This window comes from Pseudomonas sp. SORGH_AS_0211 (assembly GCF_031453455.1).
GTDB classification, from domain to species: Bacteria; Pseudomonadota; Gammaproteobacteria; order Pseudomonadales; family Pseudomonadaceae; genus Chryseomonas; species Chryseomonas aestiva.
Window position 1 is genome coordinate 2,335,559 of the sequence record NZ_JAVIZV010000001.1, and the last position, 21,127, is coordinate 2,356,685.

19 protein-coding genes are annotated in these 21,127 nt (G+C 65.3%); 18 read left to right on the forward strand and 1 reads right to left on the reverse strand.

Annotation, left to right across the window (positions count from 1 at the left end):
• The first annotated feature begins 62 nt into the window (after window positions 1-62).
• Window positions 63-1,529 carry an inorganic phosphate transporter gene (locus tag QE393_RS10870; protein WP_133861038.1) on the forward strand — a complete coding sequence of 489 codons (1,467 nt, stop codon included), beginning with the start codon at window positions 63-65 and terminating at the stop codon, window positions 1,527-1,529.
• 423 nt (window positions 1,530-1,952) lie between these two features.
• On the opposite strand, the gene QE393_RS10875 is transcribed toward QE393_RS10870, so the two are convergent.
• A complete protein-coding gene (locus QE393_RS10875; RefSeq protein WP_158894222.1) occupies window positions 1,953-2,162 on the reverse strand; it encodes a hypothetical protein in 210 nt (69 codons plus the stop codon).
• A gap of 423 nt (window positions 2,163-2,585) precedes the next feature.
• Here QE393_RS10875 and QE393_RS10880 point away from each other — a divergent pair, with 423 nt between their 5' ends.
• The 17 genes from QE393_RS10880 (at window position 2,586) to nuoJ (ending at window position 21,110) form a co-directional block, all read left to right on the forward strand.
• Window positions 2,586-4,817, forward strand: coding sequence for an NADP-dependent isocitrate dehydrogenase (locus QE393_RS10880; RefSeq protein ID WP_273806048.1), 2,232 nt, complete (start codon window positions 2,586-2,588; stop codon window positions 4,815-4,817).
• Window positions 4,818-4,945: 128 nt separating this feature from the next.
• Complete coding sequence (locus QE393_RS10885) at window positions 4,946-5,398, forward strand: NUDIX hydrolase (protein WP_273806047.1); 453 nt, start codon at window positions 4,946-4,948, stop codon at window positions 5,396-5,398.
• 28 nt (window positions 5,399-5,426) lie between these two features.
• On the forward strand, window positions 5,427-6,509 hold the full coding sequence (gene mnmA / locus QE393_RS10890; RefSeq protein WP_405046295.1) for a tRNA 2-thiouridine(34) synthase MnmA: 1,083 nt from the start codon (window positions 5,427-5,429) through the stop codon (window positions 6,507-6,509).
• Window positions 6,506-7,126, forward strand: a complete 621-nt coding sequence (hflD, locus tag QE393_RS10895) for a high frequency lysogenization protein HflD (protein WP_310043429.1) — start codon at window positions 6,506-6,508, stop codon at window positions 7,124-7,126. The genes mnmA and hflD overlap by 4 nt, the downstream gene beginning before the upstream one ends.
• 87 nt (window positions 7,127-7,213) lie before the next feature.
• Window positions 7,214-8,584 (forward strand): adenylosuccinate lyase, encoded by a 1,371-nt coding sequence (gene purB / locus QE393_RS10900; RefSeq protein ID WP_310043430.1) that lies wholly within the window; start codon window positions 7,214-7,216, stop codon window positions 8,582-8,584.
• A 58-nt stretch (window positions 8,585-8,642) separates the two neighbouring features.
• Window positions 8,643-9,821, forward strand: a complete 1,179-nt coding sequence (locus tag QE393_RS10905; RefSeq protein WP_273806043.1) for a cupin domain-containing protein — start codon at window positions 8,643-8,645, stop codon at window positions 9,819-9,821.
• Between the two features lie 12 nt (window positions 9,822-9,833).
• Window positions 9,834-10,364, forward strand: a complete 531-nt coding sequence (locus tag QE393_RS10910; protein WP_310043432.1) for a histone acetyltransferase HPA2 — start codon at window positions 9,834-9,836, stop codon at window positions 10,362-10,364.
• The gene (locus tag QE393_RS10915) at window positions 10,361-11,122 is read left to right on the forward strand and encodes a secretin N-terminal domain-containing protein (protein ID WP_310043434.1); all 762 of its coding nucleotides are present in this window, start codon (window positions 10,361-10,363) and stop codon (window positions 11,120-11,122) included. The genes QE393_RS10910 and QE393_RS10915 overlap by 4 nt, the downstream gene beginning before the upstream one ends.
• 258 nt (window positions 11,123-11,380) lie before the next feature.
• Window positions 11,381-11,794 carry an NADH-quinone oxidoreductase subunit A gene (locus QE393_RS10920; protein WP_007158885.1) on the forward strand — a complete coding sequence of 138 codons (414 nt, stop codon included), beginning with the start codon at window positions 11,381-11,383 and terminating at the stop codon, window positions 11,792-11,794.
• A gap of 10 nt (window positions 11,795-11,804) precedes the next feature.
• Window positions 11,805-12,479, forward strand: a complete 675-nt coding sequence (locus QE393_RS10925; protein ID WP_059315327.1) for an NADH-quinone oxidoreductase subunit B family protein — start codon at window positions 11,805-11,807, stop codon at window positions 12,477-12,479.
• A 51-nt stretch (window positions 12,480-12,530) separates the two neighbouring features.
• Window positions 12,531-14,315, forward strand: a complete 1,785-nt coding sequence (gene nuoC, locus QE393_RS10930) for an NADH-quinone oxidoreductase subunit C/D (protein ID WP_273806039.1) — start codon at window positions 12,531-12,533, stop codon at window positions 14,313-14,315.
• Window positions 14,316-14,317: 2 nt separating this feature from the next.
• Window positions 14,318-14,818, forward strand: coding sequence for an NADH-quinone oxidoreductase subunit NuoE (nuoE, locus tag QE393_RS10935; RefSeq protein ID WP_017642310.1), 501 nt, complete (start codon window positions 14,318-14,320; stop codon window positions 14,816-14,818).
• A complete protein-coding gene (nuoF, locus tag QE393_RS10940) occupies window positions 14,815-16,164 on the forward strand; it encodes an NADH-quinone oxidoreductase subunit NuoF (RefSeq protein WP_017642309.1) in 1,350 nt (449 codons plus the stop codon). The genes nuoE and nuoF overlap by 4 nt, the downstream gene beginning before the upstream one ends.
• Window positions 16,165-16,304: 140 nt before the next feature.
• A complete protein-coding gene (gene nuoG / locus QE393_RS10945) occupies window positions 16,305-19,022 on the forward strand; it encodes an NADH-quinone oxidoreductase subunit NuoG (RefSeq protein ID WP_310043437.1) in 2,718 nt (905 codons plus the stop codon).
• Window positions 19,019-20,029 carry an NADH-quinone oxidoreductase subunit NuoH gene (nuoH, locus tag QE393_RS10950; RefSeq protein WP_310043439.1) on the forward strand — a complete coding sequence of 337 codons (1,011 nt, stop codon included), beginning with the start codon at window positions 19,019-19,021 and terminating at the stop codon, window positions 20,027-20,029. Before nuoG ends, nuoH begins: the two co-directional genes overlap by 4 nt.
• A gap of 10 nt (window positions 20,030-20,039) precedes the next feature.
• On the forward strand, window positions 20,040-20,588 hold the full coding sequence (gene nuoI / locus QE393_RS10955) for an NADH-quinone oxidoreductase subunit NuoI (protein WP_017642306.1): 549 nt from the start codon (window positions 20,040-20,042) through the stop codon (window positions 20,586-20,588).
• 9 nt (window positions 20,589-20,597) lie between these two features.
• Window positions 20,598-21,110: an NADH-quinone oxidoreductase subunit J gene (gene nuoJ, locus QE393_RS10960; RefSeq protein WP_027599799.1), complete on the forward strand. Its 513-nt coding sequence runs from the start codon at window positions 20,598-20,600 to the stop codon at window positions 21,108-21,110.
• The last annotated feature ends 17 nt before the right edge of the window (window positions 21,111-21,127 follow it).

Genomic DNA, 21,127 nt, shown 5'->3' on the forward strand with positions numbered 1-21,127 from the left:
TGGCGATGGCGGCAGTCATTTTTCTGCCATAATTCGCGCCTGCCAACTGTCGACGTATCCCCATGTTCGAACTTTTCAGCGGACTCCATGCCTGGGTCGCCATCAGCCTCGTCTTGGCCCTGGCCTTTGTGCTGGCCTTTGAATTCATCAACGGCTTTCACGACACCGCCAACGCCGTCGCCACGGTGATCTACACCAAGGCGATGCCACCGCACCTCGCGGTGTTCTTCTCCGGCATCTTCAATTTCCTCGGTGTGCTGCTCGGTGGTGTCGGCGTCGCCTACGCCATCGTCCACCTGCTGCCGGTCGAGCTGCTGATCAACGTCAACACCGGCCATGGTCTGGCCATGGTGTTTTCGCTGCTCGCCGCGGCCATTACCTGGAACCTGGGCACCTGGTACTTCGGTATCCCCGCCTCCAGCTCCCACACGCTGATCGGCTCCATCCTCGGTGTCGGCGTGACCAACGCCCTGCTGACCGGCCTGCCGGTAAGCGAAGGCGTGAACTGGCAGAAGGCGATCGACATCGGCCTGTCGCTGATCTTCTCGCCGCTGGCCGGCTTCGCCGTCGCCGGCCTGCTGCTGCTCGCCCTCAAGCGCTGGCGGCCGCTGTCGAAGATGCACAAGACCCCGGAACAGCGCCGCGAAGTGGATGCCAAGAAGCATCCACCCTTCTGGAATCGCCTGATGCTGGTCCTCTCGGCCATGGGCATGAGCTTCGTGCACGGCTCCAACGACGGCCAGAAAGGCATCGGCCTGATCATGCTGGTGCTGATCGGCATCGTCCCGGCCAAGTTCGTGCTGGACCTGGACAGCACCACCTATCAGATCGAGCGCACCCGCGACGCGGCCATCCACCTGGGCCAGTTCTACGAGCGCCAGGGCGACAACCTCAAGGACTTCCTCGCCGAAGTGCCCGGCAATCGCGATCTGCCCCAGGAATTCCGCTGCGCCCCGCACATGACCGTGCCGACCCTGCAGGCACTGCTGGCCGATCTGGAAGGCATCACCGACTACCGCGCCATGAGCGACGACCATCGCCAGCAGGTGCGCCGCTACCTGCTGTGCCTGGACGACACCGCCAAGAAGGTGAGCAAGCTGCCGGTGCTGACCGCGCGCGATCGCGACGACCTCAGCCGCCTGCGCAAGGACCTCACCAGCACCACCGAATACGCGCCCTTCTGGGTCATCATCGCGGTCGCCCTGGCGCTGGGCATCGGCACCATGGTCGGCTGGCGCCGCGTGGTGCTCACCGTGGGCGAGAAGATCGGTCGCCAGGGCATGACCTATGCGCAGGGCGTCAGCGCTCAGGTGACGGCCGTGGCCGCCATCGGCATGGCCAACGTCTTCGCCCTGCCCGTCTCCACTACCCACGTGCTGTCCTCCGGCGTGGCCGGCACCATGGTCGCCAACCGCAGCGGCCTGCAGGGCAGCACTGTGCGCAACATCCTCATGGCCTGGGTCCTGACCCTGCCGGCCTCCATGGCTCTCTCCGCCGGCCTGTTCTGGCTGGCGCACCTGTTCCTGTGACCCGTACCGACCGGGCCCCGCGCGCGCGGGGCCCGGTCGGACCCCTCGTCGGGAAGGCCTGAACAGGATAGTTATTGACGAGTCTAGTGAAATGTGTCCCAGCAGAGACACCTTTCCGAGACAGCCGTACGGTGAACGTCAATGACTCCTGCGACCTACATCCTTCTCCTGATACTTGGCTGGCTAGCCCTGGCGCTGGCCATACTCTGGGCCATGCTGCGCTTGGCACGTCGCGCCAGACCCGTGGCGACGTCCGCGCCCAGGGCGCTACCCAAGGTCACGCCCACCGCCCCCGTGAGTCCAGGCAAACATCTGGTCTGCTAGCGCTGCGGACGTGACGAGGCCACCTCGACACCTGAGCAGTGCGCGGGGAAAAAGGAAGATTCTTATTGTTTGGAAGGAAGGGATTCGAACGGACGCGAATCAGGTGAGCAGGGTATTTTCCTGAGCGCTGCGGCTCATCTGCTCGAGGATCTGGTCTTGCTGCTGCGGGGTCAGGGTATCCCAGCAGTGATGCTTGATGAACAGCCCGGCGCCAAAGGCGACGTACAGCGACAGGGCGACGATGACGAGCGTTTCCAGCCCGACGATGGCCCAGGAACGACTCTTGGACGTGTTGTCCTTGGTTTTCATAACGACCTCATCAAATTAAGAGGGGCAATAGTTTAGTCCCTTAAGCAACTGCCGTGCAGCGCCAGCCGTCGAATGGTCAAGCCTCTTGACCTGAATCCACGATGCGGCTGTTCGCTTCTGTCGGACCGATCGCGCCGGCAACGTTTCTCCATAGCCCAGCCGCAGTGGTGCGAATGCACGCCAGGCGCCGCGCTGGTATACTCCGCCGACTGACGGGTCGCTGCAGGCCCTGCCGGTTCCGCTGGCTGTATCGGCCGATCCCGCAATTTCCGCAGCGACGCTTTGTCGCATCGCACGTCCATCGCCGCCGCGCCTGTCGCGCGGCCCGATAACGCCTTCTTGGGGCGTCTATCGACTCAAGGGTCGATCCTCGCTCGCCCGGCTTCGCGCCACAGCTGTGATAAAGAGGAGTTAAAGCAAGACATGTCCACCACGTCGAAGATCATCTACACCCTGACCGACGAAGCGCCCGCCCTGGCGACCTATTCGCTGCTCCCCATCGTCGAGGCCATCACCGCCTCTTCCGGCGTCGCCCTCGAGACCCGTGACATCTCCCTTGCCGGCCGCATCATCGCCCTCTTCCCCGAGTACCTTGAGGAAGAGCAGCGTATCTCCGACCACCTCGCCGAACTCGGCGAACTGGCCACCACTCCCGAAGCCAACATCATCAAGCTGCCCAACATCAGCGCCTCGGTACCGCAGCTCAAGGCCGCGATCAAGGAACTGCAGGGCCAGGGTTACGCCCTGCCGGATTATCCGGACGAGCCCAAGGACGACAAGGAAAAGGACGTCAAGGCGCGCTACGACAAGGTCAAGGGCAGCGCCGTGAACCCGGTCCTGCGCGAAGGTAACTCCGACCGCCGCGCACCGTTGTCGGTCAAGAACTATGCCCGCAAGCACCCCCATCGCATGGGTGCCTGGAGCGCCGATTCCAAGTCCCACGTCGCCCACATGGACGCCCATGACTTCTATGGCAGCGAGCGCTCGGCCACCCTCGAGAACGCCGGCAGCCTGAAGATCGAATTGATCGGCAAGGACGGCAGCAGCAAGGTCCTGAAAGAGAAGACCGCGGTCAAGGCGGGCGAGATCGTCGATGCCTCGACCATGAGCCGCAAGGCCCTGCAGAGCTTCATCGCCGCCCAGATCGAAGACGCCAAGGCCAAGGGCGTGCTGTTCTCCGTGCACCTGAAGGCCACCATGATGAAGGTCTCCGACCCCATCATGTTCGGCATCATCGTCGGCGAGTTCTACAAGGACGTGCTGGCCAAGCACGAAGCCGCCCTGAAAGAAGCCGGCTTCGATCGCAACAACGGCATCGGCGACCTCTACGCCCGCCTTTCCAGCATGCCGGAAGCCACCCAGGCCGCCATCAAGGCCGATTTCGACGCCCAGTACGCCCAGCGTCCGGCGCTGGCCATGGTCAACTCCGACAAGGGCATCACCAACCTGCACGTACCGAGCGACGTCATCGTCGACGCCTCCATGCCGGCCATGATTCGTGACTCCGGCAAGATGTGGAACACCGAAGGCAACCTGCAGGACACCAAGGCCATCATCCCCGACCGCTGCTATGCCGGCGTCTACCAGGTGGTGATCGAGGACTGCAAGCAGAACGGCGCCTTCAATCCCAGCACCATGGGCAGCGTGCCCAACGTCGGCCTGATGGCGCAGAAGGCCGAGGAATACGGTTCCCACGACAAGACCTTCCAGATCCCCACCGACGGCACCGTGCGCGTGACCGACGACCAGGGCAAGGTGATCTTCGAGCATCCGGTCGAGGCCGGTGACATCTGGCGCATGTGCCAGACCAAGGACGCGCCGATCCAGGACTGGGTGAAGCTCGCCGTCAACCGTGCCCGCGCCAGCGGCACCCCGGCGATCTTCTGGCTGGACCAGAACCGTGCCCACGACGCCCAGGTCATCGCCAAGGTCGAGCGCTACCTCAAGGACCATGACACCAACGGCCTGGACATCCGCGTCCTGTCGCCCGAGGAAGCCACCCGCGTGTCCCTGGAGCGCATCCGCAAGGGCGAGGACACCATCTCGGTGACCGGCAACGTCCTGCGCGACTACCTGACCGACCTCTTCCCCATCATGGAACTGGGCACCAGCGCCAAGATGCTGTCCATCGTCCCGCTGATGAACGGCGGCGGCCTGTTCGAGACCGGTGCCGGCGGCTCCGCGCCCAAGCACGTCCAGCAGCTGGTGCAGGAAAACCACCTGCGCTGGGACTCCCTGGGCGAATTCCTGGCCCTGGCCGAATCCCTGAACCACCTGGGCGAAACCACCGGTAACGCCAAGGCCAAGATCCTCGCCAAGACCCTGGACCAGGCCAACGGCCAGTTCCTCGACAGCAACAAGTCGCCGTCGCGCAAGACGGGTGAACTGGACAACCGTGGCAGCCACTTCTATCTGGCACTGTACTGGATCCAGGCCCTGGCCGAGCAGAGCGAAGACGCCGAGCTCAAGGCCCAGTTCGCGCCGGTGGCCAAGTCGCTGAGCGCCGACGAAGCCAAGGTGGTCGCCGAGCTGAACGGCGTCCAGGGCCAGGCCGTGGACATCGGTGGCTACTACCACCCCGACCAGGCCAAGACCAGCCAGGCCATGCGTCCGAGCGCCACGCTCAACGCCGCTCTGGCCCAGCTCAAGGGCTGAACCTGAGGGCTGCGCCCGCAGCCTGAAAGGTTGATTCAGCGAACCCCGGCCCTGGCCGGGGTTCGCTGCATTTGGGACCGGCAAAGCTTAAGGCGTATACTGCGCGATTACCGATAGCGGAGTCCGAGATGGATTGGCACGCCCACGTCACCGTGGCCACCGTGGTGGAAGACGCCGGTCGCTTCCTGCTGGTGGAAGAAGAGAAGCAGGGTCGCCTGGTGCTCAACCAGCCGGCCGGGCACCTGGAGCCAGGCGAGAGCCTGATCGAGGCGGCGCACCGCGAGACCCTGGAAGAAACCGCCTGGCAGGTGGAGATCCAGGGCGTGATCGGCATCGGCCTCTATGTGGCGCCAGCCAATGGCGTCACCTACTACCGCACGGCCTTCCATGCCCGCCCCCTGGCCCACGAGCCCGGGCGCGCCCTGGACGCCGACATCACCCGCGCGGTGTGGCTGACGCTCGACGAGATCCGCGCCGAACGGGCGCGGCTGCGCAGCCCCCTGGTCCTGGACGCCATCGAGAAATACCTGGACGGCCACCGCTATCCCCTGTCGATGATCGTAGATATGAGAGGTTTTTGAAGTGAACGGCACCCGCGTCATCGTCGGCATGTCCGGCGGAGTGGATTCCTCGGTCTCGGCCCTCTTGCTCAAGGAGCAGGGCTATCAGGTCGAGGGCCTGTTCATGAAGAACTGGGACGAGGATGACGGCACCGAGTACTGCACCGCCAAGGAAGACCTGGCCGACGCCCAGGCGGTCTGCGACCGCATCGGCATCACGTTGCACACGGCCAACTTCGCCGCCGAGTACTGGGACCACGTCTTCGAGCACTTCCTTGCCGAATACAAGGCTGGCCGCACGCCCAATCCGGACATCCTCTGCAACCGCGAGATCAAGTTCAAGGCCTTCCTCGACTACGCCCTGGCCCTGGGCGCCGACCTGATCGCCACCGGCCACTACGTTCGCCGTCGCGATGTCGACGGCCAGACCCTGCTGCTCAAGGGCCTGGATGCCAACAAGGACCAGAGCTATTTCCTCCATGCCGTGGGCGGCGAGCAGCTGGCGCGCACGCTCTTCCCGGTGGGCGAACTGGAAAAGCCCGAGGTCCGCGCCATCGCCGAGCTGCATGGCCTGGCCACCGCGCGCAAGAAGGACTCCACAGGCATCTGCTTCATCGGCGAGCGCCGCTTCAGCGACTTCCTCAAGCAGTACCTGCCGGCCCAGCCGGGTGACATCGAGACCACCACCGGCGAGGTCATCGGCCGCCACCACGGCCTGATGTACCACACCATCGGCCAACGCCAGGGCCTGGGCATCGGCGGCATGAAGGACGCCGGTGACGATCCCTGGTACGTGCTGAGCAAGGACCTGACCCGCAACGTGCTGATCGTCGGCCAGGGCAATGCCCACCCCTGGCTGTTCGCCGAGTCCCTGACCGTCGGCGAGATGTTCTGGGTCAACGATCTGCAGCTCGCCCAGCCGCGCCGCCTCACCGCCAAGGTCCGCTATCGCCAGCAGGACCAGCCCTGCCGGATCGAGCGTCAGGGCGCCGGCTACCGGGTGGTCTTCGACGAACCCCAGCGCGCCGTCACCCCCGGCCAGTCGGTGGTCTTCTACGACGGCGACGTCTGCCTGGGCGGCGGCGTGATCGAACACTACCAACCCGCTTGCGCCGAGGCGCCCGCTGCATGAACCGTACCCAGGAACAACTCATCGCCCTGGGCGGCGTCTTTCAGGCCGCCCTGCTGGTGGACCAGCTGGCGCGTACCGGCCAGGTCGCGGAAGAACCCCTGGCCTGCCTGCTCGGCAGCCTGCTGGTACGGGATCCGGGCAGCACCCTGGACGTCTATGGCGGCAGCGTCGCCCCCCTGCGCGAGGGACTGGGCGCCCTCTCCAGCACCCTGGAACGCAATCCCAACAGCCTGCAGCGCGAGCCCCTGCGCTATGCCCTGGCGATGATCGCCCTGGAACGCAAGCTGGAGAAGCGTGGCGACCTGCTCGACCTCATCGGCCGGCGCCTCACCCAGATCCAGTCCCAGGTCGAACACTTCGGCGTGGCCCACGAGAACGTCATCGCCGCCTGCGGTGGCCTCTACGAAGACACCCTGAGCACCTTCAAGCAGCGCATCCAGGTGCACGGCGAGATGCGCTACCTCCAGCAGTCCGCCACCGCCTCGCGGGTGCGCGCCCTGCTGCTGGCCGGCATTCGTTCCGCCCGCCTCTGGCGGCAGCTCGGCGGCCATCGCTGGCAGCTGGTGCTCAACCGCCGCAAGCTGCTCGACAATCTCTATCCCCTGCGCAACGGCTGATCCCGGACTGGCCGGCGGCGGTACTAAAGCCCCGGCCTTTGCGTGTAGAATTCCGCCCCTTTCTCCCCTGCTACCAAGAGAATGCCCATGCAGCTCTCCTCGCTCACCGCCGTATCGCCCATCGACGGCCGTTACGCCGGCAAGACCGCCGCCCTGCGCCCCATCTTCAGCGAATTCGGCCTGATCCGTTTCCGCGCCCAGGTCGAGGTCCGCTGGCTGCAGCGCCTGGCCGCCCACGCCGGCATTCCCGAGGTCGCACCCTTCTCCGCCGAGGCCAATGCCCTGCTGGACAAGCTGGCCACCGCGTTCAGCGTCGAGCAGGCGCAGCGGGTCAAGGACATCGAGCGCACCACCAACCACGACGTCAAGGCCATCGAGTACCTGCTCAAGGAGGAGGTCGCCGACCTGCCGGAACTGGCCGCGGTGAGCGAATTCATCCACTTCGCCTGCACCTCCGAGGACATCAACAACCTGTCCCATGCGCTGATGCTGCGCGAAGGTCGTGACCAGGTGCTGCTGCCGCTGATGCGCCAGATCGCCGGCGAGATCCGTGCGCTGGCCCATCGCTTCGCCGACGTGCCCATGCTCTCGCGCACCCATGGCCAGCCCGCCTCTCCCACCAGCCTGGGCAAGGAACTGGCCAACGTGGTCTATCGCCTGGAGCGCCAGATCGAGCAGATCGCCGCCGTCCGCCCGCTGGGCAAGATCAACGGCGCCGTGGGCAACTACAACGCCCACCTGTCCGCCTACCCGGACGTCGACTGGGAAGCCAATGCGCGCACCTTCATCGAAGGCGACCTCGGCCTGACCCTGAATCCCTACACCACCCAGATCGAGCCGCACGACTACATCTCCGAGCTGTTCGACGCCATCGCCCGCTTCAACACCATCCTGATCGACTTCGACCGGGACATCTGGGGCTACATCTCCCTCGGCTACTTCAAGCAGAAGACCGTGGCCGGCGAGATCGGCTCCTCGACCATGCCGCACAAGGTCAACCCCATCGACTTCGAGAACTCCGAAGGCAACCTGGGTATCGCCAACGCCATCCTCCAGCACCTGGCCAGCAAGCTGCCGATCTCCCGCTGGCAGCGCGACCTGACCGACTCCACCGTGCTGCGCAACCTGGGCACCGGCCTGGCCCACGGCGTGATCGCCTACGAAGCCACCCTCAAGGGCATCAGCAAGCTGGAACTCAACGCCGCCCGCATCGCCGAGGACCTGGACGCCTGCTGGGAAGTCCTGGCCGAGCCGGTGCAGACCGTGATGCGCCGCTATGGCGTGGCCAATCCCTACGAGAAGCTCAAGGAGCTGACCCGCGGCAAGGGCATCAGCGCCAGCGCCCTGCAGGACTTCATCGACGGCCTGGAGATCCCCGAGGCCGCCAAGGCAGAACTGCGCCAGCTGACCCCGGCCGGCTATATCGGCAATGCTGCCGAGCAGGCCCGTCGGGTCTGAAGATCATCCTTTTTCTACGCCCGGCCTCGCCGGGCGTTTTTCATTGCGCGAGGTGTGCATGAACCCGGATCAACCCCTGCAACTGCTCGGCGGCCTGACCGCCCGTGAATTCCTCCGCGACTACTGGCAGCAGAAACCCCTGCTGATCCGCCAAGCCCTCCCGGACTTCCAGAATCCCCTGGAGCCCGACGAACTGGCCGGCCTGTCGCTGGAGGAGGAAATCGAATCCCGCCTGATCATCGGCCAGGACCAGACCTGGGAGCTGCGCCGCGGCCCGCTCCCGGAAGACACCTTCGCCGGCCTGCCCGAGCGGGACTGGACCCTGCTGGTGCAATCGGTCGACCAGTTCGTGCCCGAGGTGGCCGAGGTGCTGGAGTCCTTCCGCTTCCTGCCCAATTGGCGCGTCGACGACATCATGGTCAGCTATGCCGCCCCCGGTGGCGGTGTCGGCCCCCACTACGATCACTATGACGTCTTCCTGCTGCAGGGCCATGGCCGCCGCCGTTGGCGCATCGGCCAGCCCTGCACCGCCGACAGCCCGCTGATCGACGGCCTGGAGCTGAAGATCCTCGCCGATTTCCAGCAGACCGACGAATGGGTCCTGGAACCGGGTGACATGCTCTACCTGCCGCCGGGTCTGGCCCATGACGGTATCGCCGAAGACGAGTGCATGACCTACTCCATCGGCTTCCGCGCCCCCAGCGCCGGCGAGGTGCTCACCCACTTCACCGACTTCCTCGCCCAGTTCATCCCCGAGGACGAGCGCTACAGCGACGCCGGTTGCGCCCCGGCCAGCGAGCATCCGGCGGAGATCCCGCCCGAGGCCATCGAGCGCCTGCGCGGCCTGATGGAGCGCCACCTGAGCGATGATCGCCTGCTGCTGGCCTGGTTCGGCCAGCACATGACCGAGCCGCGCTACCCGGAGCGGGTCGCCGGGGAAAACCTCAGCGCCAAGCAGCTGCGCAAGGAACTCGACGAAGGCGCCCTGCTGATGCGCAATCCCAGCGGTCGCATCGCCTGGAGTCGCCTGGAAGACGAGGTGATGGTCTTCGCCAGCGGCCAGAGCCGCCTGCTGCCCATGAGGCTGCAACCGCTGCTCGACCTGCTATGCTCGGCGGAGGTCCTGCACGAGGCCAATCTCGCGCCCTGGCTGCAGGACGACGATGCCATGCGCCTGATCCGCGAGCTGCTCCAGCAGGGCAGTCTGATCTTCGCCGGAGAAGACGACGAAGAGTGATAGGGAGCCGCCGTGGACGAGTCCTTTGCCGATCTGACCCTGGACGGCCTGCCCGAACCCCGGCTCGGCCAGGACTTCGCCCTGCGCCTCGAAGGCCTGGACGCCCTGCGTGAGCACAGCGTTCGCCTCGTCGCTCAAGCCAGCCGCCAGCTGTGCCTCCAGACGCCCGATCTGGAAGCGCCCCTCTACGACAACCTGGACGTCGAGACGGCGATCAAGCGCCTGCTGCTGGGCCATCCGCGGCATCAGGTACGCATCCTGATCAACGACAGCGCCCTCGCCATGCGCCAGGGCCACCGCCTCATCGCCCTGGCGCAGCGCCTGACCAGCAATCTGCTGATCCGGCGGCCACCGGCCGATCGGCAACCGGAAGGCAGCTGCCTCATCGTCGACGACCAGGCCCTGCTGCGTCGCATGGGCAGCGCCCCCAATGGCTTCGTGCGTTATGGCGACCGCGCCGCCGTCAAGGTCCAGCAGCAGGTCTTCGACCGCCTCTGGGCCATCAGCCAGCCGGATCAGGAATTGCGGAGGATGGTGCTGTGAAGGGCCTGCTGGCGCTTCTGCTGCTGTTGACGGCCACCGCCTGGGCCGCGCCTCGTACCGAGGTCATTCCCCTGCAGTACCGCACCGCCGACGATCTCCTGCCCACCCTGCAATCCGTCATCGGCGGCGAAGGCAAGGTCAACGTCTATGGCAATCAGCTGATCGTCAATGCCGAGCCGGCCAAGCTCGCCGAGATCAAGACTCTGCTGGCCCAGCTGGATACCCAGCCGCGGCGCCTGCTTGTCACCCTGGCTACCCGCGCCGGCAGCTCGGGTGCCAGTCAGGGTTATTCGGTAAACGGCGACGTGCGTGCGCCCCAGGTGCGCATCATCGAAGACAGCACCGATCAGCAGGAGGATGGCGCCCAGCGCGTCCAGGTCACCGAGGGCTACCCCGCCTTCATCCGTTTCGGCGAGGATGTCCCGGTCACCACCTACCAGACCTCGCCCTATGGGCAGAGCTCTGCCCAGACCGATTACCGCCGCCTCGAACGAGGCTTTCAGGTCACCGCCCGTCTGAGCGGCAACCTGGTGCACCTGGACATCAGCAGCCTCGATGATCGGGCCGCCACCGGGCGCCCGGGCACGGTGCAGACCCAGAGCGCCGCCACCCGCATCAGCGGTCCCCTCGGGCAATGGCTGGATCTAGGGGGCTTTCGGCAACAGGTCGAGGGCGACCAGAACGGGCTTACCCGCTACTACTCGACCGAGGGTCATGACGACCGCCAGTTGAGCATTCGCGCCGACCTCATCGACTGACCGACCGGCGAATGGGAGAACTCTCGCGGCGCCTGGCAATCTAGGCTTCACCAGACAATGAAGTTTATTTGAGAATAATTCTTATATTCATTCTCAAATAAACCTGAAGTTCTGTTTAGTTTGATTCAAAGCAGTCCAATAGAATCTTTTTGGACCAATAAATTTACAGAATGAATCGATAGAGCATAAAATCTGTCTGTCTTGCGACACCGTGTCGCACTGATAGCGCCTGATACCCAATAATTAAGGATTCAAAGCATGTCTGAGTCGATCAGCCTACTGACCCACAACTGGAGCTTCGCGGTATTTCTCCTGGGCGTGGTTGGTCTGATCGCCTTCATGCTCGGAGTCTCGAGCCTGCTCGGCAGCAAAGCCGTGGGCCGTAGCAAGAACGATCCCTTCGAGTCCGGCATCGTCCCCACCGGGGGTGCCCGTCTCCGTCTCTCTGCCAAGTTCTACCTGGTCGCGATGCTCTTCGTGATCTTCGATGTCGAAGCCCTCTTTCTCTTCGCCTGGTCGGTGTCCATCCGTGAATCGGGATGGGCCGGCTTCGTGGAAGCCTCCATTTTCATAGCAATTCTGTTGGCGGGTCTTGTCTACCTGTGGCGAATCGGAGCGCTCGATTGGGCGCCTGCGAGCCGTCGCGAGCGGCAGGCGAAGTCGAAACAATGAGGCTTTGGCAATGCAATACAATCTCACCCGGATCGATCCCGATGCGGCAGTAGACCGCTATCCGGCCGGCCAACGGGAAACCGTTGCCGACCCAATGGAGAGTCAGGTCAACCGCAGCATCTTCATGGGCAAACTTGAAGATGTCCTGCGGGGCGCGGTCAATTGGGGACGCAAGAATTCCCTCTGGCCCTACAACTTCGGCCTGTCCTGCTGCTATGTGGAAATGACCACCGCGTTCACGGCGCCCCACGACATCGCCCGCTTCGGCGCCGAAGTCATCCGGGCCTCGCCGCGTCAGGCCGACTTCATGGTCATCGCCGGCACTCCCTTCATGAAGATGGCCCCGGTCATCCAGCGCCTGTACGAGCAGATGCTGGAACCCAAGTGGGTGATCTCGATGGGCGCCTGCGCCAACTCCGGCGGTATGTACGACATCTACTCGGTCGTTCAGGGCGTGGACAAGTTCCTGCCCGTCGACGTCTATGTGCCCGGCTGCCCGCCTCGCCCCGAAGCCTTCCTCCAGGGCCTGATGCTCCTGCAGGACTCCATCGGTGAAGAGCGCCGCCCCCTTTCCTGGGTGGTGGGCGACCAGGGCATCTATCGCGCCGAGATGCCTTCGCAGCGCGAGCAGAACCGCGAGCGCCGCATCCAGGTCACCAACCTGCGCAGCCCAGACGAAGTGTAAGTCCCCTACGGGACCTGCACGCTGACGACGATCGATTAGCGACGGAACATCATGACCGCAGACACCGCTCTGTCCGCCTCTGCGCTCGCCCCTGCCGGCGATGCGTCGGTGGTTGGCGAACTCCAGGGCCAATTCGGCGCCGACGCCCTGACCCTGCAAGACACCCGTACCGGCATGCCGGTGATCTGGGTGGCGCGCGAAAGAATCATCGAAGTACTGCGCTTCCTGCGCAACGTGCCCCGCCCCTACGTCATGCTCTATGACCTGCATGGCGTGGACGAGCGCCTGCGGACTCACCGCCGCGGCCTGCCCAACGCGGACTTCACCGTCTTCTACCACCTGCTGTCCATCGACCGTAACAGCGATGTGATGCTCAAGGTGGCCCTGTCCGCCAACGACCTGCGCCTGCCCACCGCCACCGGCATCTACCCCAATGCCAACTGGTACGAGCGGGAAGTGCTGGACATGTACGGCATCCATTTCGACGGTCACCCGCTGCCCAAGCGCATGCTGATGGCCGACAACTGGCAGGGTCATCCGCTGCGCAAGGACTATCCGGCGCGGGCCACCGAGTTCGATCCCTATGCGCTGAACGCCGCCAAGCAGGATCTCGAGCAGGAGACCCTGAGATTCAAGCCCGAAGAGTGGGGCATGAAGGAACATGCGGAGAATTCCGATTACATGTTCCTCAACCTGGGCCCGAACCACCCTTCCGCCCATGGTGCCTTCCGCATCATCCTGCAACTGGACGGCGAAGAGATCGTCGACTGCGTGCCGGAGATCGGCTACCACCATCGGGGCGCCGAGAAGATGGCCGAGCGCCAGTCCTGGCACAGCTACATCCCCTACACCGACCGGATCGATTATCTGGGCGGGGTGATGAACAACCTGCCCTACGTCCTTTCGGTGGAAAAGCTCGCCGGCATCAAGGTGCCGTCGCGGGTCGACTTCATCCGGGTGATGATGGCCGAGTTCTTCCGCATCAACAGCCACCTGCTGTACCTGGGCACCTATATCCAGGACGTCGGCGCCATGACCCCGGTGTTCTTTACCTTCACCGACCGTCAGCGTGCGTACAAGGTCATCGAGGCCATCACCGGCTTCCGCATGCACCCGGCCTGGTTCCGTATCGGCGGCGTTGCCCACGACCTGCCGCGCGGCTGGGACAAGCTGGTCCGCGAATTCCTCGACTGGATGCCCAAGCGCCTGGACGAGTACGAAAAGGCCGCGATGAAGAACAGCATCCTCATCGGCCGAACCAAGAACGTCGCCGTCTACAACACAAAGGAAGCCTTGGAGTGGGGCGTCACCGGCCCCAACCTGCGCGCCACCGGTCTCGATTTCGACCTGCGCAAGGCTCGTCCCTACTCCGGCTACGAGAACTTCGAATTCGAAGTGCCCATCGCCCACAACGGCGACTGCTACGACCGCGGCATGCTGCGCGTCGAAGAGATGCGCCAGAGTCTGCGCATCATCGAGCAGTGCCTGCAGCACATGCCCGAAGGCCCGTACAAGGCGGATCACCCGCTCACTACGCCGCCGCCCAAGGAACGCACCCTGCAGCACATCGAGACCCTGATCACCCACTTCCTGCAAGTGTCCTGGGGTCCGGTGATGCCGGCCGGCGAAGCCTTCCAGATGATCGAGGCGACCAAGGGCGCCAACAGCTACTACCTGACGAGCGATGGCAGCACCATGAGCTACCGCACCCGCATCCGGACGCCGAGCTTCCCGCACCTGCAGCAGATCCCGGCCGTCATCCGCGGCAGCATGGTGTCCGACCTGATTGCCTACCTGGGCAGTATCGACTTCGTCATGGCCGACGTGGACCGCTGAGCATGAGCACCGAAACCCTGATCCAAACCGACCGCTTCGTCCTGAGCGACACCGAGCGCTCGGCCATCGAGCACGAGATGCATCACTACGAGGACCCGCGCGCGGCGTCCATCGAAGCCCTGAAGATCGTCCAGAAGGAACGTGGTTGGGTGCCGGATGGCGCCATCTACGCCATCGGCGAGGTGCTGGGCATTCCCGCCAGCGACGTCGAGGGCGTGGCGACCTTCTACAGCCAGATCTTCCGCGTGCCGGTCGGCCGCCACATCATCCGCGTGTGCGACAGCATGACCTGCTACATCGGCGGCCACGAATCCGTGGTCGGCGAGATCCAGCGCCAGCTGGGCATCGGCCTGGGCCAGACCACCACCGACAGCCGCTTCACCCTGCTGCCGGTCTGCTGCCTGGGCAATTGCGACAAGGCCCCGGCGCTGATGATCGACGACGACACCCATGGCGATGTCCAACCTGCGGGCGTGGCCAAACTGCTGGAGGGATACGCATGAGACTGACCTCCTTCGGGCCTGCCAACAGCATTGCCCGTACCCCCGAGACCCATCCCCTGACCTGGCGCCTGCGTGAAGACGGCGCCCCGGTCTGGCTGGAGGAATACCAGGCGAAGGACGGCTACGCCGCGGCACGCAAGGCGCTGACCGAGCTGGCACCGGACGCCATCGTCCAGGAAGTCAAGGACTCCGGCCTCAAGGGCCGTGGCGGTGCGGGCTTCCCCACCGGCGTGAAGTGGGGCCTGATGCCCAAGGACGAATCCCTCGACATCCGCTACCTGCTGTGCAACGCGGACGAGATGGAGCCCAACACCTGGAAGGACCGCCTGCTCATGGAGCAGTTGCCCCACCTGCTGGTGGAAGGCATGCTGATCAGCGCCCGGGCGCTCAAGGCCTACCGTGGCTACATCTTCCTGCGTGGCGAATACGTCGACGCCGCCGCCAACCTGCGGCGCGCCGTGGAAGAAGCCAAGGCCGCCGGCCTGCTGGGCAAGAACATCCTGGGCAGCGGCTTCGATTTCGAGCTGTTCGTCCACACCGGCGCCGGTCGCTACATCTGTGGCGAAGAGACCGCGCTGATCAACTCCCTGGAAGGCCGTCGCGCCAACCCGCGCTCCAAGCCGCCCTTCCCCGCCGCCGTCGGCGTCTGGGGCAAGCCGACCTGCGTCAACAACGTCGAGACCCTGTGCAACGTGCCGGGCATCGTCGCGGGCGGCGTGGACTGGTACAAGAGCCTGGCCCGCGAAGGCAGCGAAGACATGGGCACCAAGCTCATGGGCTTCTCCGGCAAGGTCAAGAATCCCGGCGTCTGGGAACTGCCCTTCGGCATCACCGCCCAGGAGCTGTTCGAGGACTATGCCGGCGGCATGCGCGACGGCTTCAAGCTGAAATGCTGGCAGCCCGGTGGCGCCGGTACCGGCTTCCTGCTGCCCGAGCATCTCTCGGCGCAGATGTACGCCGGCGGCATCGGCAAGGTCGGCACCCGCATGGGCACCGGTCTGGCCCTGGCCGTGGACGACAGCGTCAACATGGTCTCGCTGCTGCGCAACATGGAAGAGTTCTTCGCCCGGGAATCCTGCGGCTGGTGCACCCCCTGCCGCGACGGCCTGCCCTGGAGCGTCAAGCTTCTGCGCAGCCTGGAGAAGGGCGAAGGCCAGCAGGGCGATCTCGATACCCTGCTGCAGCTGGTCAATTTCCTCGGCCCGGGCAAGACCTTCTGTGCCCACGCACCGGGTGCCGTCGAGCCCCTGGGCAGTGCCATCAAGTATTTCCGCGAAGAGTTCGAGGCCGGTGTGCGCAAGGCGCCCAGCGAGCCACGGCCAACTGCTTCGGCGAGCGTGACCTGAGGACCGGCCCCCCACGGGGCCGCTCCCATCGCTTTCTGGCCGGACCTGCTCCGGCCGGCGCCGCCTCCGACGATCGTCAGGGCGGCGCGAACGTTTTCCCATTAGCCAGACCCGCCCTGCGCGGGTGAGAAGAAAACCCTATGGCCACTATCCATGTAGACGGCAAGACGTACGAGGTCGACGGGGCGGACAACCTCCTCGAAGCCTGCCTGTCCCTGGGGCTCGACATCCCCTATTTCTGCTGGCACCCGGCGCTGGGCAGCGTCGGCGCCTGCCGCCAGTGCGCGGTGAAGCAGTTCGCCGACGAGAATGACACCCGCGGGCGCCTGGTCATGTCCTGCATGACCCCGTCCAGCGACAAGACCTACATCTCCATCGAAGACGCCGAAGCCAAGGAATTCCGCAGCTCGGTCATCGAATGGCTGATGACCAACCATCCCCACGACTGTCCGGTCTGCGAAGAAGGCGGCCACTGCCACCTGCAGGACATGACGGTGATGACCGGCCACAACAAGCGCCGCTATCGCTTCACCAAGCGCACCCACCAAAACCAGGACCTCGGCCCGTTCGTCGCTCACGAGATGAACCGCTGCATCGCCTGCTATCGCTGCGTGCGCTACTACAAGGACTACGCCGGCGGTACCGACCTGGGTGTCTACGGCGCCCACGACAACGTCTATTTCGGCCGCGTCGAGGACGGTGCCCTGGAGAGCGAATTCTCCGGCAACCTGACCGAGGTCTGTCCCACCGGGGTATTCACCGACAAGACCCACTCCGAGCGCTACAACCGCAAGTGGGACATGCAGTTCGCCCCCAGCATCTGCCATGGCTGCTCCTCGGGTTGCAACATCAGCCCCGGCGAGCGCTATGGCGAACTGCGCCGCATCGAGAACCGCTTCAACGGTTCGGTCAACCAGTACTTCCTCTGCGACCGTGGCCGCTTCGGCTATGGCTATGTCAATCGCAAGGATCGTCCGCGCCAGGCCCTGCTGAAGGACGGCAGCCTGGAGACCGGCATCGACGCCGCCCTGGATCGCGCCGCCCTGCTGCTGCGCGGCAAGAAGGTGATCGGCATCGGTTCGCCGCGTGCCAGCCTGGAAAGCAACCACGCCCTGCGTGAGCTGGTCGGCGCCGAAAACTTCTCCAGTGGCATGAGCGCCCGTGACCTGGCCAACGTCCGCCTGGTGCTGCAGGTGCTCAAGGACAGCCCCCTGCCCGTCCCGACCCTGCGCGCCATGGAGAAGCACGATGCCGTCTTCGTCCTCGGCGAGGATCTGACCCAGACCGCGGCCCGCCTGGCGCTGTCCCTGCGGCAGTCCGTCAAGGGCAAGCCCGAGGCCATGGCCGCGGCCCAGAAGATCCAGCCCTGGCTGAACGCGGCCGTGCAGAACATCGGCCAGAGCGAGCGCAATCCGCTGTTCATCGCCAGCGTCGCCGCCACCCGCCTGGACGACGTCGCCGACGCCCGCCTGCATGGTTCGCCGCTGGAACTGGCCCGCTTCGGCCATGCCGTGGCCCATGCCATCGACGCCAGCGCCCCGGCCGTCGACGGCCTGAGCGACGAAGTCGCCGAGCAGGCGCGCCTGCTGGCCGAAACCCTGCTGGCGGCCGAACGCCCGCTGGTGGTGTCCGGTACCTCCCTGGGTGAGCCGGCGCTGATCGAAGCCGCCGCCAACCTGGCCAAGGCTCTGGCCGCCAAGGGCAAGGCCGGTTCCCTGAGCCTGGTGGTGCCCGAAGCCAACAGCCTGGGCCTGGCGCTCTATGGCGGCGAGTCCGTCGAAGACGCCTTCGCGGCCCTGGAAAACGGCCAGGCCGATGCCCTGGTGGTGCTGGAGAACGACCTCTATCGCCGCGCCCCTGCCCAGCAGGTGGATCAGGCCCTGGCCCGCGCCCAGGTGCTGGTGGTGCTGGATCACCAGCGTACCGCCACTGCCCAGCGCGCCGACCTGGTGCTGCCGGCGGCGAGCTTCGCTGAAGGCGACGGTACCCTGGTCAGCCAGGAAGGTCGCGCCCAGCGCTTCTTCCAGGTCTATGAGCCGAGCTACTACGATCCCTCCAGCCTGATCCGCGAGGGCTGGCGCTGGCTGCACGCCCTGCGCAACACCCTGGACAACCGCCCGGTAGACTGGACCCAGCTGGACCACGTCACCGACGCCGTGGCCACCGCCGCGCCGCAGCTGGACGGCATCCGCGACGCCGCGCCCAACGCCAGCTTCCGGGTGAAGGGCCTCAAGCTCGCCCGCGAACCGCATCGCTACAGCGGCCGCACCTCCATGCGCGCCAACCTCAGCGTGCACGAGCCGCGCGCGCCCCAGGATGCCGACACCGCCTTCGCCTTCTCCATGGAAGGCTATGCCGGCAGCGTCGAACCGCGTCAGCAGATTCCCTTCGCCTGGTCCCCGGGCTGGAACTCGCCCCAGGCCTGGAACAAGTTCCAGGACGAGGTCGGTGGTCACCTGCGCGCCGGCGATCCGGGCGTGCGTCTGATCGAGACCCAGGGCGATCGCCTGGGCTGGTTTGCCGCTCCGGCTGCCGTCGTGCGCGGTACCGAGTCAGGCTTCCAGGCCGTGCCGCTGTACCACCTGTTCGGCAGCGAAGAGACCTCTTCCCGCGCCGAGCCGGTACGCGAGCGCATCCCGGCCGCCTATGTGGCGCTGGCCAAGGCCGATGCCGACCGCCTGGGCGTCAACGAAGGCGCCCTGCTGCGCCTGCAGGTTGCCGGTCAGGAATTGCGCCTGCCGCTGCAGATCAAGTCCGAGCTGTCGGCGGGTCTGGTCGGTCTGCCCGCCGGCTTCGAAGGGATTCCGGTGGACTTCGCCGGCCTCACCGTGGAAGGACTGCAGGAGGCCGCGGCATGACCTGGCTCACCCCCACCCTCATCGCCGTGGTGATCGGCATCCTCAAGGCCATCGTCATCCTGCTGGCGGTGGTCATCTGCGGGGCGCTGCTGAGCTTCGTCGAACGGCGCCTGCTGGGTCTCTGGCAGGACCGCTACGGTCCCAACCGGGTCGGTCCCTTCGGCGCCTTTCAGCTTGGCGCCGACATGCTGAAGATGTTCTTCAAAGAGGACTGGACGCCGCCGTTCGCCGACAAGATGATCTTCGCCCTGGCGCCGGTGATCGCCATGGGTTCGCTGCTGGTGGCCTTCTCGGTCATCCCGATCACCCCCACCTGGGGCGTGGCGGACCTGAACGTCGGTCTGCTGTTCTTCTTCGCCATGGCCGGTGTCAACGTCTACGCCGTGCTCTTCGCCGGCTGGGCGAGCAACAACAAGTTCTCGCTGCTGGGCGCCATGCGCGCCTCGGCCCAGACCCTCTCCTACGAGGTGTTCATGGGTCTGTCGGTGATGGGCATCGTGGCGGTGACGGGTTCCTTCAACATGAGGGACATCGTCGAGGCGCAGCACCAGGGCTGGTGGTTCATCGTTCCCCAGTTCTTCGGCTTCTGCACCTTCTTCATCGCCGGCATCGCCGTCACCCACCGTCATCCCTTCGATCAGCCGGAAGCCGAGCAGGAGCTCGCCGACGGTTACCACATCGAATACGCGGGCATGAAGTGGGGCATGTTCTTCGTCGGCGAGTATATCGGCATCGTGCTGATCTCGGCGCTGCTGGTGACCCTGTTCTTCGGCGGCTGGCACGGTCCCTTCCTGGATACCCTGCCCTGGCTGTCGTTTTTCTGGTTCGCCCTGAAGACCGCCTTCTTCATCATGATCTTCATCCTGCTGCGCGCGTCCATTCCGCGTCCGCGCTACGACCAGGTAATGGCCTTCAGCTGGAAGTTCTGCCTGCCCCTGACCCTGATCAATCTGCTGGTGACCGGCGCGGTGGTGCTCTATAGCGCCACGCCGGCCATCGGCCAGTGAGGTATCCGTCATGATCAAGGAAATCCTGCACGTCCTGCATGGCACCTACACCCAGTTGCGCAGCATCGTGATGGTCTTCGGCCACGCCTTCCGCAAGCGCGACACCCTGCAATACCCCGAGGAGCCCGTATACCTGCCGCCGCGTTACCGTGGCCGCATCGTGCTCACCCGTGACCCCGACGGCCAGGAGCGCTGCGTGGCGTGCAACCTGTGCGCCGTGGCCTGCCCGGTCGGCTGCATCTCCTTGCAGAAGACCGAAGCCGAAGACGGTCGCTGGTACCCGGAGTTCTTCCGCATCAACTTTTCGCGCTGCATCTTCTGCGGCATGTGCGAGGAGGCCTGCCCCACCACCGCCATCCAGCTGACCCCGGATTTCGAGATGTCCGAGTTCAAGCGCCAGGAGCTGGTGTACGAGAAGCAGGACCTGCTGATCTCGGGTCCGGGCAAGTATCCGGAATACAACTTCTACCGCGTGGCCGGCATGGCCATCGCGGGCAAGCCCAAGGGTGCCGCGCAGAGCGAGGCAGAGCCGATCAACGTGAAGAGCCTGCTGCCCTAAGGAGCTGTCGTGGAATTCGCCTTCTATTTCTCCGCTGGGGTGGCCGTCCTGGCCACCTTCCGGGTGATCACCAACACCAATCCGGTGCATGCGCTGCTGTACCTGATCATCTCGCTGCTGGCCGTGTCCATGGTGTTCTTCGCCCTGGGCGCGCCCTTCGCCGGCGCCCTGGAGATCATCGTCTACGCCGGCGCCATCATGGTGCTGTTCGTCTTCGTGGTGATGATGCTCAACCTCGGGCCGGTCGTCGCCGAGCAGGAACGCAAGTGGCTGACCCCCAAGGTCTGGATCGGTCCGTCGATCCTCGCCGGTGCGCTGCTGGTGGAACTGCTGGTGGTGCTCTCGCGCACCCCGGGCGGCGCTGCCATCGGTCATACCTCGGTGGAAGCCAAGGCCGTGGGCATCAGCCTGTTCGGACCCTATCTGCTGGCGGTCGAACTGGCCTCCATGCTGCTGCTGGGTGCCCTGGTCGCGGCCTATCACCTGGGTCGCAGCGACGTCAAAGACGGGATCGGCGAGTGAGTCGCCAAGGACTGGAG

What these genes read in the sequence shown, in the direction of transcription:
- QE393_RS10875 (WP_158894222.1), bottom strand. Translation starts at nt 2,162, where the DNA reads ATGAAAACCAAGGACAACACGTCCAAGAGTCGTTCCTGGGCCATCGTC.
- nuoC (WP_273806039.1), top strand. Translation starts at nt 12,531, where the DNA reads ATGACCGCAGACACCGCTCTGTCCGCCTCTGCGCTCGCCCCTGCCGGC.
- QE393_RS10885 (WP_273806047.1), top strand. Translation starts at nt 4,946, where the DNA reads ATGGATTGGCACGCCCACGTCACCGTGGCCACCGTGGTGGAAGACGCC.
- nuoF (WP_017642309.1), top strand. Translation starts at nt 14,815, where the DNA reads ATGAGACTGACCTCCTTCGGGCCTGCCAACAGCATTGCCCGTACCCCC.
- nuoE (WP_017642310.1), top strand. Translation starts at nt 14,318, where the DNA reads ATGAGCACCGAAACCCTGATCCAAACCGACCGCTTCGTCCTGAGCGAC.
- hflD (WP_310043429.1), top strand. Translation starts at nt 6,506, where the DNA reads ATGAACCGTACCCAGGAACAACTCATCGCCCTGGGCGGCGTCTTTCAG.
- QE393_RS10880 (WP_273806048.1), top strand. Translation starts at nt 2,586, where the DNA reads ATGTCCACCACGTCGAAGATCATCTACACCCTGACCGACGAAGCGCCC.
- QE393_RS10870 (WP_133861038.1), top strand. Translation starts at nt 63, where the DNA reads ATGTTCGAACTTTTCAGCGGACTCCATGCCTGGGTCGCCATCAGCCTC.
- QE393_RS10905 (WP_273806043.1), top strand. Translation starts at nt 8,643, where the DNA reads ATGAACCCGGATCAACCCCTGCAACTGCTCGGCGGCCTGACCGCCCGT.
- mnmA (WP_405046295.1), top strand. Translation starts at nt 5,427, where the DNA reads ATGTCCGGCGGAGTGGATTCCTCGGTCTCGGCCCTCTTGCTCAAGGAG.
- nuoI (WP_017642306.1), top strand. Translation starts at nt 20,040, where the DNA reads ATGATCAAGGAAATCCTGCACGTCCTGCATGGCACCTACACCCAGTTG.
- nuoH (WP_310043439.1), top strand. Translation starts at nt 19,019, where the DNA reads ATGACCTGGCTCACCCCCACCCTCATCGCCGTGGTGATCGGCATCCTC.
- nuoG (WP_310043437.1), top strand. Translation starts at nt 16,305, where the DNA reads ATGGCCACTATCCATGTAGACGGCAAGACGTACGAGGTCGACGGGGCG.
- QE393_RS10925 (WP_059315327.1), top strand. Translation starts at nt 11,805, where the DNA reads ATGCAATACAATCTCACCCGGATCGATCCCGATGCGGCAGTAGACCGC.
- purB (WP_310043430.1), top strand. Translation starts at nt 7,214, where the DNA reads ATGCAGCTCTCCTCGCTCACCGCCGTATCGCCCATCGACGGCCGTTAC.
- QE393_RS10920 (WP_007158885.1), top strand. Translation starts at nt 11,381, where the DNA reads ATGTCTGAGTCGATCAGCCTACTGACCCACAACTGGAGCTTCGCGGTA.